Raw genomic sequence first — 15,480 nt, 5'->3', positions numbered from 1 at the left:
GGCTAGGGCCGCACCGCCCTGACGAAGCTGATCGTGGCGGCGGGAACCTGATGCTCGACGGGCCCCAATTGTGGTAGGCCCGCGGCGGTAAACAGGTCGGCGAGCCGAAATGTGGTGGTATCCCACCCGTTTGCCGCCAGGTACGCGGCGACGTCGGTGTGCTCACCCGGGTAGGCCAAACCGGCGATGTCCAGATCGAGCCCGTGTCGTCGCCACCCCTCGGTCGAGAGCCGGGACTGTTCCCGCCCCTCCGGCGTCGCCGGGGCGACGGTCCCGAAGTCGGCGGCGAACCGGCTGCCCTCGCTGGACAACGGAATGATGGCGTCCAGCAACCGAACTTCGGCCTCGGGCGGAAGGAACCCGATCAGCACTCCCTCGGCGAGCCATGCCGTCGCCTGCGCCGGGTCGAAGCCCGCCGCCTGCAAAGCCGCCGGCCAGTCCTCGCGCAAATCGATACCGACCGTGCGGAGTTCGGCGGTCGGGGCCGCGCCGATCTCGGCCAGGGTCGCGCTCTTGAACGCGATCACCTCCGGCTGGTCGATCTCGTACACCGTTGTGCCGGCCGGCCAATGAAGCCGGTAAGCCCGCGAATCCAGACCCGATGCCACGATCACCACCTGGCGCAGGCCGGCCTGGCCGGCCGCGGCGAAATAGTCGTCGTAAAACCGGGCCCGGGCGGCGAATGTGTCCACCATCCGCGAAAATTTGACGCCGTTCTCGAGTTCATCTGAATCGAGTTCGCCGGTCGCCAGCTTGATGAACACGTCCAGCCCGACGGCGCGCACCAGCGGCTCGGCGAACTCGTCCGTGATCACCGGTTGTGGGCGTCTGGTGGCGGCCGCCCGGGCCGCTGCCACCATGGTGGCGGTGGCGCCGACGCTGTTGGCCAGGTCCCAGGTGTCACCTTCGGTTCGTGCCATGGCTGCTCCTTCGATGTGGTGGCAAAACCACCGTATGCCTCCTCGGCGAAGAGCGACGTCGCCTACGGTTCCCCTATGCCTGCAGTGACACTGGAACGTCTCGAAGACAACATCGCCTGCATCACCCTGAACCGGCCGGAACGCCTCAACGCCATCGATGGGTCGTTGATCGACGGCGTCCACGAGGCGCTGGACGCGCTGGACAACGGTGAGTACCGGGTGGCGATCCTGACCGGTGCCGGACGCGGATTCTGCGCCGGCGCCGACCTGAGCGGCACCGGTCAGCCTTGGACGCAGAACAAGCCGACCACCCCGGCGTTCAAGGTCAACTACGACGCCCAGGTCCGGCTGGCCAACCTGTACATCCGGATCTACGAGATGGACATTCCGGTGATCGGCGCGGTGAACGGGGTCGCGGTCGGGGGTGGGTTGGCGTTCTCGTTGGTCTGCGATATCCGCGTCGCCTCCGAGCAGGCCCGGTTCGGTTCGGTGTTCATCAAGGCGGGGTTCTCGTCGATGGACATGGGCACCAGCTACCTGCTGCCCAAGATCGTCGGAGCCGGGGTGGCGCGCGAACTCATGCTCACCGGTCGCATCATCGACGCGGCCGAGGCCTACCGCATCAAGCTGGTGCACGAGGTCGTCGCTCCCGATGAGCTGATGCCGGCCGCGCTCAAGCTGGCCCGTTCGATCGCCGAGAACAACGCATACGGCGTGTGGCAGACCAAGATTGGCCTCAACGCCGCACTGGACGCGCCCAGCCTGCGCCATGCCATCGAGATCGAGAACCGCACCCAGATCCTCAGCGGCTTCACGAACAACCCGGTCGAGGCCGCGATGGCGCACCGGGAAAAGCGCGCCCCGAAATGGGATGTGCTGTAACGCTTTACCGCTTGCCTGATGGGCGGCCCGCTGCGCCCGGCTTGGACTATGCGGCGACCCGCTGCGCCCGGCTGCGCGCTTGCGATCGCCGCGGCCGCGCTTGCGACCGCCGCTAGAGCTTCGCGATCACGTTCTCGGCGAACATCTCCAGGTTGCGGATCTTGCTGTCCAGCGGCTCGGTGTCCTTGCCCTTGATGTAGGGAATGCGGAAGCCGACGATGACGTCGGTGACACCCTTGTCCTCGAGCCGTTTGATGCCGTCGGCGGTGTAGGCGTCGGCCGAGATCACGTGGATCTCGAACGGCCCGGTCTTGCCGGCTTCTTCACGGAACTTCTTGAGCTTGGCCAGCAGGTGGTCGAGTTCCTCGGGGTCGCCGCCGCCGTGCATCCAGCCGTCCAGGCGCGCCGCGCGCCGCAGCGCCGCGTCGGCGTGACCGCCGATCAGGATCGGGACGGGCTTGGTGGGCGCCGGGGTCATCTTGGTCTTGGGGATGTCGTAGAACTCGCCGTGGAATTCGAAGTAGTCCCCGGTGGTGAGGCCCTGGATGATCTCGATACATTCGTCCATCCGCTTGCCGCGCCTGGCGAACGGGACACCCAACAACTCGTAGTCTTCGGGCCACGGGCTGGTGCCGACGCCGAAGCCCACCCGGTTATCCGTCATCGCGGCCAGCGACCCGATCTGCTTGGCCACCAACGCCGGTGGCCGGATCGGCAGCTTGAGCACGAAGAAGTTGAACCGCAGCTTCGTGGTCACCGCGCCCAATGCCGAAGTGAGCACGAAGGTTTCGATGAACTCCTTGCCGTCCAGGAATTCGCGGTTGCCGTCCGGGGTGTAGGGGTATTTCGAGTCGGACTCGAAGGGGTAGGCGATGCTGTCGGCGATCGTCATGGCGTCGTAGCCGGCCGCCTCGGCTGCCTTGGCCAGCGGGATGTAGTACCTAAAGTCCGTCATCGCCTCTGCGTAGGTAAACCGCACGTCATCTGCCTTCCTGAAGGGGTCGTCAGTCGACATTAGAACGTGTTCTAGTTTCAGCACAACCGGCAGATCGGCGCGGCCACACCCGGGCCGCCGACCGGGGGAGGTTCTGGGCTACAGCTGGTTCTCGGGACCGATGACCGCCCACACGGTCTTCCCGGACGAGGTGGGCGTGCTGCCCCACGCTCGGGACAACGCGTCGACGATCGCCAGCCCGGACACGTCGATGCCCTTCTTCGGCGACGGCAGTCGCACCGCGGGCGTGTTGCTCGCATCCGACACCGCGATGGTCGCCGTGGTGCCCTGCGCCTCGATGCGCACCGCCGGAACGCTGGCGGTGTGTTCCAGCACGTTCTCCACGAACACGTTGACCACCACCAGCGCCACCGGAATCAGCTTGGACTGCGACCAGGTGGTGAGCCATTCGCGGACCAGGCGCCGTGACTCGCGCAGGCTGGTCAGGTCCGCGGGCAGCTGCACATCGGCCCGCCGCACAGGGCGGCGGCTGCTCTGGCCGAGCGCCTTCAGCGCGGCTTTCTCGCTCGCATAGACCGGCATGAAGTGGGTGACATCGCTATTGGTGATCGCGTCGCGGGTCGCCCGGTTGGTGCAGACCAGCACGATCGGAATGGGAGGGGCGCTGCCGACCTGCCAGTACGCGCCCATGAAGGCAGCCCATGCCGATTCGGTGTGCACCTTGAGGCCGGAGACGTCGACGATCACGGCGGCGGCATCGTCCAGCGCGGCCTTGAGGATGCGTTCGCGAAGTGCGGTCGAGTTGGCGGCATCAAGCTCGCCGTCGACGGTCAGAACGGCGACCGAGTCATCGGTCCGCATCGCAACGGCCACCGGGCTCATCCCAGCTCGGTCCTGGCGTCCGGTTCCATTTCCCGCTCCTCGCATCATGCCGGGCCGACTGCTTGAGTATCCGCTCTCAGCGGCAAAAGTGTACTTCGGGAACCAGCGGCCTCGATACAGCAGGAAACTGCAGGCTGCGATTGGGATCCCGGTAAATCCATTCCGCAAGCCCGCAACGAAAGCACCATGCGCCCCCCTCCCAAACCCGTCGGAGAGTTGACGAACCCACGCCGACGCGCCATGGAGTCAAATGCCCAGCACGCGCTTCCCTCGTGGTTACCACGCGGTGACCGCCGCCAAACTTTTCGGTATGTCCCGAAAAACAGGGGGTTAACCAGCGCAAAAGCCTCAGCCTGTGCGCCGCGCGTCAGCCGACGCGGCGGTGCACATATCGGCTCAGTGATTGCTCAACGCGTAGGGGGGAGCGCCCACTCCGGCGACCGAGTGCGTTCCCCACGGTGTCTGTTCGACGATGCGTGCCGGCGCGCTGCGCTCCCCGACCGTCAGCGTGCCCGTCCGTGACTGCTTGAGGACGTGGTCGGCCAAGGGTCCCGACGGAGAACCAAACACCGTTCCCTGCCAGTGGTAGCGGCCGTCGATCGGGTCCAGATGACCGGTCAGCCGGACCCGCACCGCGTGGTGCGCGCCCGCGATTTCCAGCGTGGCGGCGCCGTCGTACGTGTCTTCACCGGCGGGCACGCTGGCCGAGAGATCGAAGGCGGACGCCACCGAGGGCGGCTCGGCCGGCCGCAGCTGGGCGCGCTCGTTGAACACCCGCTGGCTGCTGGCGCGCACCTCGATGCGGCCACTGGCCGTGCGCCCCATGACTTTCAGGCACTCGGCGACGTAGCGCGCCTGCGCGTCCGGATCGGGACCGGTGACGAAAAAGTAATTGGGGAACCCGCGAATCGCCACCCCGCAGAACGGCTCCATGCCGTCGTGCCAGGCCTGCCGGATGGTCAGCCCGGCCGAGCCGACCAGGGTCTGGTCGGCGACGTTTTCGGGGATGAAGTAGCCGGTGCCGTAGATGATGGCGTCGACGCGGTGCACGGTGCCGTCGACGGTGTGCACGCCCGATGCGCTCACCGCCTCCATCGCGGACCCGGCGATGGCGACCCGGAGCCGCGAGGCCGGCGTGCGGCGCCGCAGCCAGCGTGTGGCGCGGGTGGACCACGAAGGGATGTCGGCCACGACGCGACGCGGTGCGTGGGCGAACACGGTGACCGATGCCGCCATCTGGGCCAGCCGCCCGAGGTGGTGGGCTGCCGCGGCGTCGGTGCCTATTACCGCGATCTGCTTGCCGGACGGATCGAATCCGGGGTCCCACGCCGCGGCGTGAAACGCCGCTCCGCCGAACTCGTCGCGTCCGGGGATGCCGGGCAGCCAGGGCCGCTGGAGCGGATGGTCGGCGGCGACGACGACATCGGCCCGGATTTGGTCGCCCTCCGCCCCGGTCAAGAGCCAGGTATCGGAGTCGTCGTCAAAGCGCGCGTCCCGGGTGGGCCCGTCCAGCATCACCAGGTCGGTGAAACCGGCTGCCAGCAAGGCGGTTTGGGCGCTCTTGGCGCGGACGCCCGCCCCGACGACGACGATGTGGCAGCGGCGCTCGGGGTGGTCCGGCGGCTGCGTCACAGAAATCTGCTGCGCTTCCAGCCGCGGCGCGCGATCGAGCCCATCAGGCCGACCTCGGTCAAAAACGCCGCCAGTGGGGCGAATCCGGCAACCTGTACGTCGCGGCGATGCGGGCTGGTGCGCGCGACCTTGCGGGCCCGCTTGGGGTCGAGACCCGCTCGTGCATACGGGACGGGGTTGCTGAACAGGTAGTTGAAGAAGTAACCGCCCAGCCCGTTGATGTTGGCCATGAACCAGCGGTTGAACCGGGGCATCTCGACCACGCGCTTGCGGGCACCGTCGCGCGCGAACTGGATGTGGCGCGCCTCTTCGGTGACGTGAATCCGCATGAGCCGCTGGATGATTGGTTGCAGTTCCGGATCGTCCATCATCTGTCGCTGCAACGAGTCGAAGATCTCCTCACCGATCAGGGCGGCCACCCAGAGCATCGAGCCGCGCTGAAACGCCAGCGGCAGGCAGTTGATGATCATCCGATGAAACAGCTTGGGGCGCACCGGTTTGGCACCGACACGTTCGATCGCCTTGCCGAACATCACCATGTGGCGGGTCTCGTCGCCCAGTTCGGTCAGCTTGTAATGCGTCGACCGGCTGGTCGGGTCCTCGTGCAGGATCGTGCGCAGCAGCGCCTGGTTGAGCATGTTCTCGAACCAGATCCCGGCCGAGAGCGTGTTGACCAATTCCTGCCGGGACAACTCGATCTGTTGCTCGCGGGTCATCTCGTCCCACATCGGCGTGCCGTAGAGCGACACCAGCCGGGCCGGCAGATAGAACTTGTCCGGGTCCAGCGGGGCGTCCCAGTCGATGTCGACGACGGGTTCGTAGGATTTTTTGACCGAGCCCTTCAGCAATCGGTCCGAGAAGTCTTCCCGACTCGGCCCACCTGGCTTCACCGGAGTGGTCATCGTGGCGTCCCTCCATTGGGTGCTTCAGACGGTACCCATGGTACTGGGTACTTGCGGTCCCGGCTAGATGCTGGAGGTTGCGATTCGGCAATCTGACGGGCAACGAGCATCAGGAGGCGGCGTAGTGGGCCGGCACATTCACGTCATCGGCATCGGTGCCGGCGACCCCGATTACGTGACGGTGCAGGCGATCGAGGCGCTCAACGACACCCAGGTGTTCTTCGCGATGGACAAGGGCGAGCAGAAGAGCGACCTGGTGGCGCTGCGGCGCGAGATCTGCGGCCGGTTCATCCGTGAGCCGGGCTACCGCTTCGTCGAGCTGCCCGACCCCAAGCGGGCCGATGACGCCGAATACCGGGACGCGGTTGCGGATTGGCACGCCGCCCGCGCGCAGATCTGGGCCGACGCCATCACCGCCGAGCTGGGCCCGCACGGCGTCGGCGGGTTTCTCGCCTGGGGCGACCCGTCGCTCTACGACAGCACGCTGCGCATCCTCGACGCGGTGGCCGAACGGGTCGACTTCACGTTCGACGTCATCCCGGGCATCACCGCCGTGCAGGCGCTGACCGCCCGGCACCGCATCCCCCTCAACGAGGTCGGCGAACCCGTTCTGATCACCACCGGGCGCCAGCTGCGCACCCACGGGCCGAGCCCGGGATCCGCCGTCGTGATGCTCGACGCCGACTGCTCGTTTCAGGTCTGCCCGCCCGACGCGCGAATCTGGTGGGGCGCCTACCTGGGTACCGACGACGAACTGCTCATCGCGGGCACCGTCGGCGAGGTCGGCCCCCGCATCGTTTCGCTACGAGCCGAAGCCCGCGCCCGGCACGGGTGGATAATGGACACCTATTTGCTGCGACCGGCACACTGAAACCGTGCCCGAACTACCCGAGATCGAAGCGCTGGTCGACCATCTGCGGCGCCACGCCGTCGGCCTGACGATCGGGCGGGTCGACATCGCCGCCCTGTCCGTGCTGAAGACCTTCGACCCGCCGGTCAGCGCGCTGCACGGCCAGGCCGTGACCGGGGCCGAGCGGTGGGGCAAGTACCTGGGGCTGCGCACCGACAACCTTTTCCTGATCGCTCACCTGTCGCGTGCGGGCTGGTTGCGCTGGTCGGACAAGCTGGCCGCGGCGCCGCTTCGGCCGGGCAAGGGCCCGATCGCGCTGCGGGTGCACCTGGGCACCCCCGGTGAGGCGCCGGGCTTCGATCTCACCGAGGCGGGCACGCAGAAGCGGCTGGCGGTCTGGCTGGTCGACGATCCGGCCCAGGTGCCCGGGATCGCCGCGCTCGGCCCGGACGCGCTGGACCTGGACCTCGACGCGCTGGCCAACGTGTTGGCAGGCAACACCGGCCGGATCAAGACGGTCATCACCGACCAGAAGGTGATCGCCGGGATCGGCAACGCCTACAGCGACGAGATCCTGCACGTCGCGCGCATCTCGCCGTTCGCCACCGCCGGCAAGCTGTCCGACGCGCAGCTCGCTACGCTGCACGACGCGATGGTCTCGGTGCTCACCGACGCGGTGAGCCGGTCCGTCGGGCAGGGGGCGGCCACGCTCAAGGGGGAGAAGCGCTCCGGATTGCGGGTGCACGCCCGCACCGGGCTGCCCTGCCCGGTATGCGGGGACACCGTGCGCGAAGTGTCGTTCGCGGACAAGTCTTTCCAGTACTGCCCCACGTGTCAGACCGGCGGGAAGATCCTGGCCGACCGGCGCATGTCGCGTTTGCTGAAGTAGTCACCCGACCCGGACTTGACACCTGTCGATATGCTGCCCCGATGACTCGCCAGAAGATCCTGATCACCGGTGCCAGCTCGGGCCTGGGCGCCGGCATGGCGCGCGCCTTCGCCGCCAAGGGCCGCGACCTTGCGCTGTGTGCGCGCCGCACCGACCGGCTCGATGAGCTGAAAGTCGAGCTCTCGCAGAAGTATCCGGGCATTCGGATCGCGGTCGCCGCGCTGGACGTCAACGACCACGAGGCCGTCCCCAAGGTGTTCGCCGAACTCAGCGACGAGCTGGGCGGCATCGACCGCATCGTCGTCAACGCCGGCATCGGCAAGGGCGCGAAACTGGGCTCCGGCAAGCTGTGGGCCAACAAGGCCACCATCGAGACCAACCTTGTCTCGGCGCTGGTGCAGATCGAGACCGCGCTGGAGATGTTCAACAAGAACGGTTCGGGCCACCTGGTGCTGATCTCGTCGGTGCTCGGCAACAAGGGCGTGCCCGGCGTCAAGGCGGCCTATGCGGCGAGCAAGGCCGGTGTGAGCTCACTGGGTGAATCGCTGCGCGCCGAATACGCCAAGGGACCCGTCAAGGTTTCCGTCATCGAGCCCGGCTACATCGAGTCGGAGATGACGGCCAAGTCCAACAGCACAATGTTGATGGTGGACAACGAAACTGGCGTGAACGCCCTCGTCGCCGCCATGGAGCGGGAGCCCGGCCGCGCCGCGGTGCCGTGGTGGCCGTGGGCCCCGCTGGTGCAGTTGATGCGGGTGCTGCCGCCCCAGCTGACCAAGATGTTCGCCTGAGTCAGCTGGTTCGTCCGCGTTCGCTGCGATAGCGGCGCACCAGGGCGTCGGTGGAGCTGTCCGACTGCGGCGCCGGTGAACCGTCCGCGGTGATCACCGGAAGCAGCGCCTTGGCCTGGGTTTTGCCCAGCTCCACACCCCATTGGTCGAACGAGTCGATTCCCCAGATCACGCCCTCGGTGAAGACCTGATGCTCGTACAGCGCGATCAGCTGTCCCATGACCGACGGGGTGAGCCGGTTGGCCAGGATCGAGGTCGACGGCCGGTTACCGGGCATCACCTTGTGCGGCACGATGTCCGCGGGCGTGCCTTCGGCGGCGATCTCTTCGGCGGTCTTGCCGAAGGCCAGCACCTGGGTCTGGGCGAAGAAGTTGCTCATCAACAAGTCGTGCATGCTGCCGTCGCCCTCGGCGGTGGGCAGATCGTCGATGGGCTGGCTGAAGCCGATGAAGTCGGCGGGCACCAACCGGGTGCCCTGATGCAGCAACTGGTAGAACGCGTGCTGCCCGTTGGTTCCCGGTTCGCCCCAAAAGATTTCACCGGTGTCCGTGGTGACCGGGCTGCCGTCTGCGCGGGTGGACTTGCCGTTGGACTCCATGGTCAGCTGTTGCAGGTAGGCGGCAAAGCGCGCCAGGTCGTTGGAGTACGGCAGCACCGCGCGCGACTGTGCACCCATGAAGTTGGAGTACCACAGACCGATAAGCCCAAGCAGGACAGGCGCATTGGATTCCAGCGGCGCGGTCTTGAAATGCCGGTCGACGATGTGGAAGCCGGAAAGGAAGTCCGCGAAGGCTTCTCGGCCGATCGCGGCCATCACCGACAGGCCGATCGCCGAGTCCACCGAGTAGCGGCCGCCGACCCAATCCCAGAAACCGAACATGTTGTCGGTGTTGATGCCGAAGTCGTCGACCAGACGTTTGTTGGTGGAGACGGCGACGAAGTGCTGCGACACCGCGGCGTCACCAAGGGCATCGGTGATCCAGCGGCGCGCCGCCGTGGCATTGGTCAGGGTTTCCAGCGTCGAGAACGTCTTCGACGCGACGATGAAAAGTGTTGTGGCCGGGTCCAAGTCGGCCAGGGTGGCGATCAAATCCGCCGGGTCGACGTTGGAGACGAACCGCGCCGAGATACCCGCGTCGGCGTAGTGGCGCAGCGCCTGATAGACCATCACCGGGCCGAGGTCCGATCCGCCGATGCCGATGTTGACCACCGTGCTGATGCGTTTCCCGCTGGCCCCCGTCCATTCACCGCTGCGCAGCCGATCGGTGAATTCGCCCATGGCGTCGAGCACCTCGTGCACGTCTTGGACAACGTTTTCGCCGTCGACCACCAGCTCGGCGTCCCGGGGCAGTCGCAGCGCGGTGTGCAGCACCGCGCGATCCTCCGAGGTGTTGATGTGCACGCCGGCGAACATCTGGTCGCGACGCTCTTCGAGGTTGGCCGTGCGCGCCAGATCGACCAAGAGCCGCAGCGTTTCTCGCGTGACGCGGTGCTTGCTGTAATCGATGTAGAGGTCGCCGACGGAGACGGTCAGCTCGCGGCCGCGATCGGGATCGTCGTCGAAGAACTGCCGCAGATGGGTGCCGCCGATTTGTTCATGATGCCTGCGCAGGGCGTCCCACGCCGGAGTGGCGGTGATGTCGGGGAGGGTGTGCACGGAGGTCATGCTTCGACCCTATGGGCTGTGACGTGACGGAGCCAGGTGTAGCGGGGAGCTCTGCGCCCGACGAAGGAACCGCCGAGGTCAGTGGCCGAGTCGGCCCCTGCCCAACCGCAGCAGCAGTATCGCCAGGTCTTTGCCTTCGGGGCCGAGCTCGCTGTAGCGCTCGATGACCTTCATTTCGCGGCTATGGACAAGTCGCGTGCCGCCGGACGCCATCCGGGCCTTGCCGATCGCCTGTGACACCTCGGTACGCCGCTGCACCGCTGCGAGAATCGCGGCATCGAGCCGGTCGATTTCCTGGCGCAACTCGTCTATGTCGGTGACCTCTTGGGTCGCCACCGTGTCGATGTCCATCTCTGCTGACTCCGCGTCGTCGTCGTTATGTGGGGTTTCTGGTCTCATGCAGTTTCGGGCCTCACAAAAGACGAGCCCCGAGTGCCGGAAGCGGACCACGGGGCTCTGCGGAAGCAGTTACGCCACGGGCACCGCGAACCGGTACCCGTAGGGAAATCGGCGGCGCCACTCCTGAGTCGAGGAGCGCCGCCGGCACTGCACGTTGAGCACGAATCGAGTGTGCCACTAGAAACGGCAACCGCGCAAAGAAAACGCGTTTAAGCTGCGCTTTTTGACTCGGGTGCAATTATTCCGCCGGACGGAATCTTGGTTCGGAACCGCATTCCGACACGCCGGATTCTCGGTAGCCCGCTTGCCGCAGTCCCGGCCGCCCGGGCCACTAGCCTGGTCTGATGCCAGGACGCTATGCGTCAGTGGGCGGCGGTAAGTTTGGACTGACATGAGTGTGCACGCAACAGATGCCAAGCCGGCCTCCGAAGCAGATCAACTGCTCGAGGGCCTCAATCCGCAACAGCGCCAAGCGGTGGTCCATGAGGGTTCCCCACTGCTGATCGTCGCTGGCGCGGGTTCGGGCAAGACCGCGGTGTTGACCCGCCGCATCGCCTACCTCATCGCGGAACGCGGGGTCGGGGTCGGCCAGGTGCTGGCCATCACCTTCACCAACAAGGCCGCCGCCGAGATGCGCGAACGGGTGGTGCGGCTGGTGGGCAACCGGGCCCGCGCCATGTGGGTCTCCACCTTCCACTCGACCTGCGTGCGCATCCTGCGCAACCAGGCGTCCCTGATCGAGGGCCTCAACTCCAACTTCTCCATCTACGACGCCGACGACTCACGGCGCCTGTTGCAGATGATCGGCCGCGACATGGGGCTCGACATCAAGCGCTACTCGCCCCGACTGCTGGCCAACGCCATCTCCAACCTGAAGAACGAGCTGATCGACCCCGCGCAGGCGGTGGGCAACCTGACCGACGATTCCGACGAGTTGTCCCGCACGGTTGCCAGTGTCTACGGCGAATACCAGCGGCGGCTGCGGGCGGCCAACGCGCTGGACTTCGACGACCTGATCGGTGAGACCGTCGCGGTGCTGCGGGCCTTCCCGCAGATCGCCCAGCACTACCGGCGGCGGTTCCGGCACGTCCTCGTCGACGAGTACCAGGACACCAACCACGCGCAGTACGTGCTGGTGCGCGAACTGGCCGGCCGCGGCAGTGACGAGGTATCCGACGAGGTGCCGCCCGCGGAACTGTGCGTCGTCGGCGACGCCGACCAGTCGATCTATGCGTTCCGGGGCGCCACGATCCGCAACATCGAGGACTTCGAGCGCGACTACCCCGACGCGACAACCATTCTGCTGGAACAGAATTACCGCTCGACGCAGAACATCCTGTCCGCGGCCAACTCGGTGATCGCCCGCAACTCCGGTCGCCGGGACAAGCGGCTGTGGACGGCCGAGGGTGCCGGCGAGCTGATCGTCGGGTACGTCGCCGACAACGAGCACGACGAGGCCCGTTTCGTCGCCGAGGAGATCGACGCGCTCGCCGAGAAGGGCGAGATCACCTATAACGACGTCGCCGTCTTCTACCGCACCAACAACTCGTCGCGGTCGTTCGAAGAGGTGTTCATCCGCGCCGGAATACCCTACAAAGTCGTTGGGGGAGTGCGCTTTTACGAGCGCAAGGAGATTCGCGACATCGTCGCCTATCTTCGGGTGCTGGACAACCCCGGCGACGCGGTGAGCATGCGGCGCATCCTCAACACCCCGCGCCGGGGCATCGGCGATCGCGCCGAGGCGTGCGTGGCGGTGTACGCCGAGAACACCGGCGCCAGTTTCGCCGACGCGCTCGTGGCCGCGGCCGAAGGCAAAGTGCCGATGCTGAATTCGCGTGCCGAGAAGGCGATCGCCGGTTTCGTCGAGTTGCTCGACGAACTGCGCGGCCGCTTGGACGACGATCTCGGAGATCTGGTCGAGTCGGTGCTCGAACGCACCGGATATCGCCGGGAACTCGAATCCTCCACCGATCCCCAGGAACTCGCGCGCCTGGACAACCTCAACGAACTCGTCAGCGTGGCACACGAATTCAGCACCGACCGGGCCAACGCCGCGGCGCTGGGCGAGTCGCTGCAGACCCCCGAGGACGAAGACGTGCCGGACACCGGTGTGCTGGCCGAGTTCTTGGAGCGGGTCTCGCTGGTCTCCGACAGCGACGAGATCCCCGAGGACGGCGCCGGCATGGTCACCCTGATGACGCTGCACACCGCCAAGGGCCTGGAGTTTCCGGTGGTGTTCGTGACCGGGTGGGAGGACGGAATGTTCCCCCACATGCGCTCGCTGGACGATCCGGTCGAACTCTCCGAGGAGCGGCGGCTGGCCTACGTCGGGATCACTCGGGCGCGGCAACGGCTCTACGTGAGCAGGGCCATCGTCCGGTCGTCCTGGGGGCAGCCCATGCTCAACCCGGAATCGCGCTTCCTGCAAGAGATTCCGCAGGAGCTCATCGACTGGCGGCGCACGGCGCCGGCCCCGTCGTTCAGCGCGCCGGTGAGCGGCGCCGGCCGGTTCGGCGCGCCGCGGGCGGCCCCGACCCGCTCGGGGATGAGCAAGCGGCCGCTACTGGTGCTCGCGGCCGGCGACCGGGTGACGCACGACAAGTACGGGCTGGGCCGGGTCGAGGAGGTCTCCGGCGTCGGCGAATCGGCGATGTCGCTGATCGACTTCGGCAGCTCCGGGCGGGTGAAGCTGATGCACAACCACGCCCCGATCAGCAAGCTCTAGCCGGCCGCGGCGATCGACCGCGTCGAGCGTGCACTCAGGGCGAGAAATCGGCGAAATCATCACCGTGAGTGCACGTTCGGCGAAGGTCAGGCGTCCAGCCAGCGTTTGGTCTGCGGCAGCAGCACCAGCACGACCGTGGCGATCGGCAATATCGGCAGCAGGTGGACGACCCACGCGACGCGGGCGCCGGCGATGAAGACGCCGATGTAGGTGAGGAAGGCGACCAGCGCGCCGGCCATCAGGAGGTAGCGGCTGATCGATCGGCGCTGCAGCAACAGGATCACGCCCGACACCGTGGTACCAGCGAAAACCAGGGCCAGAAAGGCCACCGCGATGCAGAACAGGCGATCGGTTCGCCACCAACCGGCGATCAGGTCGGTGGCCACCACCGAGGTGGCCCAGCCGCTGACGATGCTCACCGCGCACGCGGCGACGGCCGTCCTATCGCTGGGCTCAAGGGCCGGCACTCCGGCATAGCCGGTGCGACCCGCACGAGAACCTGCCCTGTAGGCCGCCGATTGCGTCGCCAAGTGGGTGGTCGGGGTGTCAGGCGTGGTCGGGATGGGCCCGGTCGGCGCACGCCGGATGATCCGGGTCCGTGACTCGGAGGGCGAATCGTGCTCGGGCGTGGGCTCGGCTGGACGCGGACCGGAAGTTTCGTCGTTCGGCGCGGTCACCTCAACCAGCGTAGTTGCCGACCATAAGACCACGCTTAGCGAGCCACGGCACGGGGTCGATCCGTTCGCTGCCGCCTTGCAGCACCTCGAAATGCAGGTGCGGGCCGGTGGAATTGCCCCGGTTGCCCATGGTGGCGATCTGGTCGCCGGCCATCACGCGCTCACCGACGCTGACCAGCGTGGTATTGACATGGCCGTAGAGCGTGACCGTGCCGTCGGCGTGACGCAGCTTGACCAGCATGCCGTAGCCGCCGGCCGGGCCGGAGTCGATGACGACGCCGTCGGACACCGCGTAGATCGGCGTCCCGATCGAGTTGGCCAGGTCGATGCCGGCGTGCAGCACGCCCCAGCGGTAGCCGAAGTTGGAGGTGAAGATGCCCTTGGTCGGCATCACGTAGAGCGGCTGCGACAACCGCGCCTCGCGCTGAGCGCGATCGTTGGCGAAGGCGACGCCCTTGGCGAGCTCCTGGTTGTGCAGAGCGGCGGTGGCCGCCGGCGCCGCGGCGATCACCTGGGGGCCGCGGACGGTGCTGCTGCCTGCACCGCCGGTGAGCGCGGACGCGTTGGCGGTCAGCACGGCGTCGTCGGTTTTGGGGGTGTCGGCATGGCTGGTGGCCGTGTGGGCGGCCGCCGCGGCGGCACCGGCGGCCATCGCCGAGATCAACAGCCGGCCGCGTGCCGCGCTGGTCGGTTCCTTGCGGTGCTGCCCGCCGCGGCGTGCGACGCCGACGACGTCGGTGGTGTGCGAGCGCTCGAGACGCCGCTCGGAGCGCGGCTCGACGATCACCCGCGGCAGCACCTCGGTGACGGGCGCGGCCAGCCATACCGGGCGGACGTCGTCGGCCTCGTTCAGGTCGTCGAGCTCGGGCGCCAGCAGCACCTGCGCTTCGTTGTCGAACGGTGAGTCGTTGCTGAAGTCCAAGTCGCCGAGATCACCGGCGTCGTCGCTGAACTCGAAGTCGTCGAAATCAAACCCGTCGAGCGGAAGGATCTCGGTGACTTCGGTGCGATGCGGTGCGTCGGCCCACCGGGCGCCTGCGGCGCGACCTACCCTCACGACGCCTTCAGTTACGGCAGAAGACCGGGCAAAAAGGTGCTGGGACAACCTGAAATGTCCTCGTATCGTGACCATAACGTTATCTGGACCCTAGGAAGGTATCCGCTAACGCGCGGGGCTGGCAACCTCGTTGGAAAATCCGGGCGGAATTGTGATTTGGATCACGCGGGCGGTTAACCCCTAGCCGGTGAGCTGTGCCACATCGTCGGACGCGGCGGTAAATGGCGTTTGAAGGGTGGATACAGTTCGTCCG

14 protein-coding genes and 1 pseudogene are annotated in these 15,480 nt (G+C 67.0%); 6 read left to right on the top strand and 9 right to left on the bottom strand.

The window, feature by feature from the left end; all coding sequences use genetic code 11:
- Positions 1 to 2: 2 nt before the first annotated feature.
- Positions 3 to 920 carry a class I SAM-dependent methyltransferase gene (locus A5732_RS20095; RefSeq protein WP_076103105.1) on the bottom strand — a complete coding sequence of 306 codons (918 nt, stop codon included), beginning with the start codon at positions 918 to 920 and terminating at the stop codon, positions 3 to 5.
- A gap of 75 nt (positions 921 to 995) precedes the next feature.
- Here A5732_RS20095 and A5732_RS20090 point away from each other — a divergent pair, with 75 nt between their 5' ends.
- Positions 996 to 1,802 (top strand): enoyl-CoA hydratase/isomerase family protein, encoded by an 807-nt coding sequence (locus A5732_RS20090; RefSeq protein WP_076051274.1) that lies wholly within the window; start codon positions 996 to 998, stop codon positions 1,800 to 1,802.
- A gap of 112 nt (positions 1,803 to 1,914) precedes the next feature.
- On the opposite strand, the gene A5732_RS20085 is transcribed toward A5732_RS20090, so the two are convergent.
- The 4 genes from A5732_RS20085 to A5732_RS20070 all read right to left on the bottom strand — a co-directional run bounded on the left by A5732_RS20085 (position 1,915) and on the right by A5732_RS20070 (position 6,173).
- Positions 1,915 to 2,781: an LLM class flavin-dependent oxidoreductase gene (locus A5732_RS20085; RefSeq protein ID WP_076051273.1), complete on the bottom strand. Its 867-nt coding sequence runs from the start codon at positions 2,779 to 2,781 to the stop codon at positions 1,915 to 1,917.
- 114 nt (positions 2,782 to 2,895) lie between these two features.
- The gene (locus tag A5732_RS20080) at positions 2,896 to 3,639 is read right to left on the bottom strand and encodes an STAS domain-containing protein (RefSeq protein ID WP_076051272.1); all 744 of its coding nucleotides are present in this window, start codon (positions 3,637 to 3,639) and stop codon (positions 2,896 to 2,898) included.
- A gap of 396 nt (positions 3,640 to 4,035) precedes the next feature.
- Positions 4,036 to 5,271, bottom strand: a complete 1,236-nt coding sequence (locus tag A5732_RS20075) for a DUF4873 domain-containing protein (RefSeq protein ID WP_076103104.1) — start codon at positions 5,269 to 5,271, stop codon at positions 4,036 to 4,038.
- Entirely contained in the window at positions 5,268 to 6,173 is a 906-nt protein-coding gene (locus tag A5732_RS20070) for an AurF N-oxygenase family protein (protein ID WP_065073954.1), read from the bottom strand. The genes A5732_RS20075 and A5732_RS20070 overlap by 4 nt, the downstream gene beginning before the upstream one ends.
- 124 nt (positions 6,174 to 6,297) lie before the next feature.
- On the opposite strand from A5732_RS20070, the gene cobF reads away from it, so the two are divergent.
- The 4 genes and pseudogenes from cobF (at position 6,298) to A5732_RS20055 (ending at position 8,703) form a co-directional block, all read left to right on the top strand.
- Positions 6,298 to 7,044, top strand: a complete 747-nt coding sequence (gene cobF / locus A5732_RS20065; protein ID WP_076051270.1) for a precorrin-6A synthase (deacetylating) — start codon at positions 6,298 to 6,300, stop codon at positions 7,042 to 7,044.
- A gap of 4 nt (positions 7,045 to 7,048) precedes the next feature.
- Positions 7,049 to 7,291 (top strand): annotated as a pseudogene (locus tag A5732_RS27665) (DNA-formamidopyrimidine glycosylase family protein); the annotation flags it as partial.
- 153 nt (positions 7,292 to 7,444) lie between these two features.
- On the top strand, positions 7,445 to 7,912 hold the full coding sequence (locus tag A5732_RS27660) for a zinc finger domain-containing protein (RefSeq protein WP_231120969.1): 468 nt from the start codon (positions 7,445 to 7,447) through the stop codon (positions 7,910 to 7,912).
- 41 nt (positions 7,913 to 7,953) lie between these two features.
- Complete coding sequence (locus A5732_RS20055; RefSeq protein ID WP_076051268.1) at positions 7,954 to 8,703, top strand: SDR family oxidoreductase; 750 nt, start codon at positions 7,954 to 7,956, stop codon at positions 8,701 to 8,703.
- 1 nt (position 8,704) lies between these two features.
- Here A5732_RS20055 and pgi read toward each other — a convergent pair whose 3' ends face one another.
- On the bottom strand, positions 8,705 to 10,369 hold the full coding sequence (gene pgi, locus A5732_RS20050) for a glucose-6-phosphate isomerase (protein ID WP_076051267.1): 1,665 nt from the start codon (positions 10,367 to 10,369) through the stop codon (positions 8,705 to 8,707).
- Between the two features lie 78 nt (positions 10,370 to 10,447).
- The gene (locus A5732_RS20045) at positions 10,448 to 10,768 is read right to left on the bottom strand and encodes a chorismate mutase (RefSeq protein ID WP_076051337.1); all 321 of its coding nucleotides are present in this window, start codon (positions 10,766 to 10,768) and stop codon (positions 10,448 to 10,450) included.
- A gap of 391 nt (positions 10,769 to 11,159) precedes the next feature.
- Between A5732_RS20045 and pcrA the strand changes: the two genes are divergently transcribed.
- Entirely contained in the window at positions 11,160 to 13,493 is a 2,334-nt protein-coding gene (gene pcrA / locus A5732_RS20040) for a DNA helicase PcrA (RefSeq protein ID WP_065056420.1), read from the top strand.
- Positions 13,494 to 13,579: 86 nt separating this feature from the next.
- On the opposite strand, the gene A5732_RS27380 is transcribed toward pcrA, so the two are convergent.
- Positions 13,580 to 14,170, bottom strand: a complete 591-nt coding sequence (locus A5732_RS27380) for a hypothetical protein (protein WP_171975057.1) — start codon at positions 14,168 to 14,170, stop codon at positions 13,580 to 13,582.
- Between the two features lies 1 nt (position 14,171).
- Complete coding sequence (locus A5732_RS20030; protein WP_081389459.1) at positions 14,172 to 15,227, bottom strand: M23 family metallopeptidase; 1,056 nt, start codon at positions 15,225 to 15,227, stop codon at positions 14,172 to 14,174.
- Positions 15,228 to 15,480: the final 253 nt, after the last annotated feature.

It is taken from the genome of Mycobacterium colombiense (assembly GCF_001953985.1).
Taxonomy (GTDB): domain Bacteria; phylum Actinomycetota; class Actinomycetes; order Mycobacteriales; family Mycobacteriaceae; genus Mycobacterium; species Mycobacterium colombiense_B.
This window is presented reverse-complemented; position numbering and strand designations above follow the sequence as displayed.

Bases quoted from the DNA above. Each gene is read 5' to 3' on its own strand.
- A5732_RS20045 (WP_076051337.1), bottom strand. From the start codon at position 10,768: ATGAGACCAGAAACCCCACATAACGACGACGACGCGGAGTCAGCAGAG.
- pcrA (WP_065056420.1), top strand. From the start codon at position 11,160: ATGAGTGTGCACGCAACAGATGCCAAGCCGGCCTCCGAAGCAGATCAA.
- A5732_RS20070 (WP_065073954.1), bottom strand. From the start codon at position 6,173: ATGACCACTCCGGTGAAGCCAGGTGGGCCGAGTCGGGAAGACTTCTCG.
- pgi (WP_076051267.1), bottom strand. From the start codon at position 10,369: ATGACCTCCGTGCACACCCTCCCCGACATCACCGCCACTCCGGCGTGG.
- A5732_RS20055 (WP_076051268.1), top strand. From the start codon at position 7,954: ATGACTCGCCAGAAGATCCTGATCACCGGTGCCAGCTCGGGCCTGGGC.
- A5732_RS20080 (WP_076051272.1), bottom strand. From the start codon at position 3,639: ATGAGCCCGGTGGCCGTTGCGATGCGGACCGATGACTCGGTCGCCGTT.
- A5732_RS20090 (WP_076051274.1), top strand. From the start codon at position 996: ATGCCTGCAGTGACACTGGAACGTCTCGAAGACAACATCGCCTGCATC.
- A5732_RS20095 (WP_076103105.1), bottom strand. From the start codon at position 920: ATGGCACGAACCGAAGGTGACACCTGGGACCTGGCCAACAGCGTCGGC.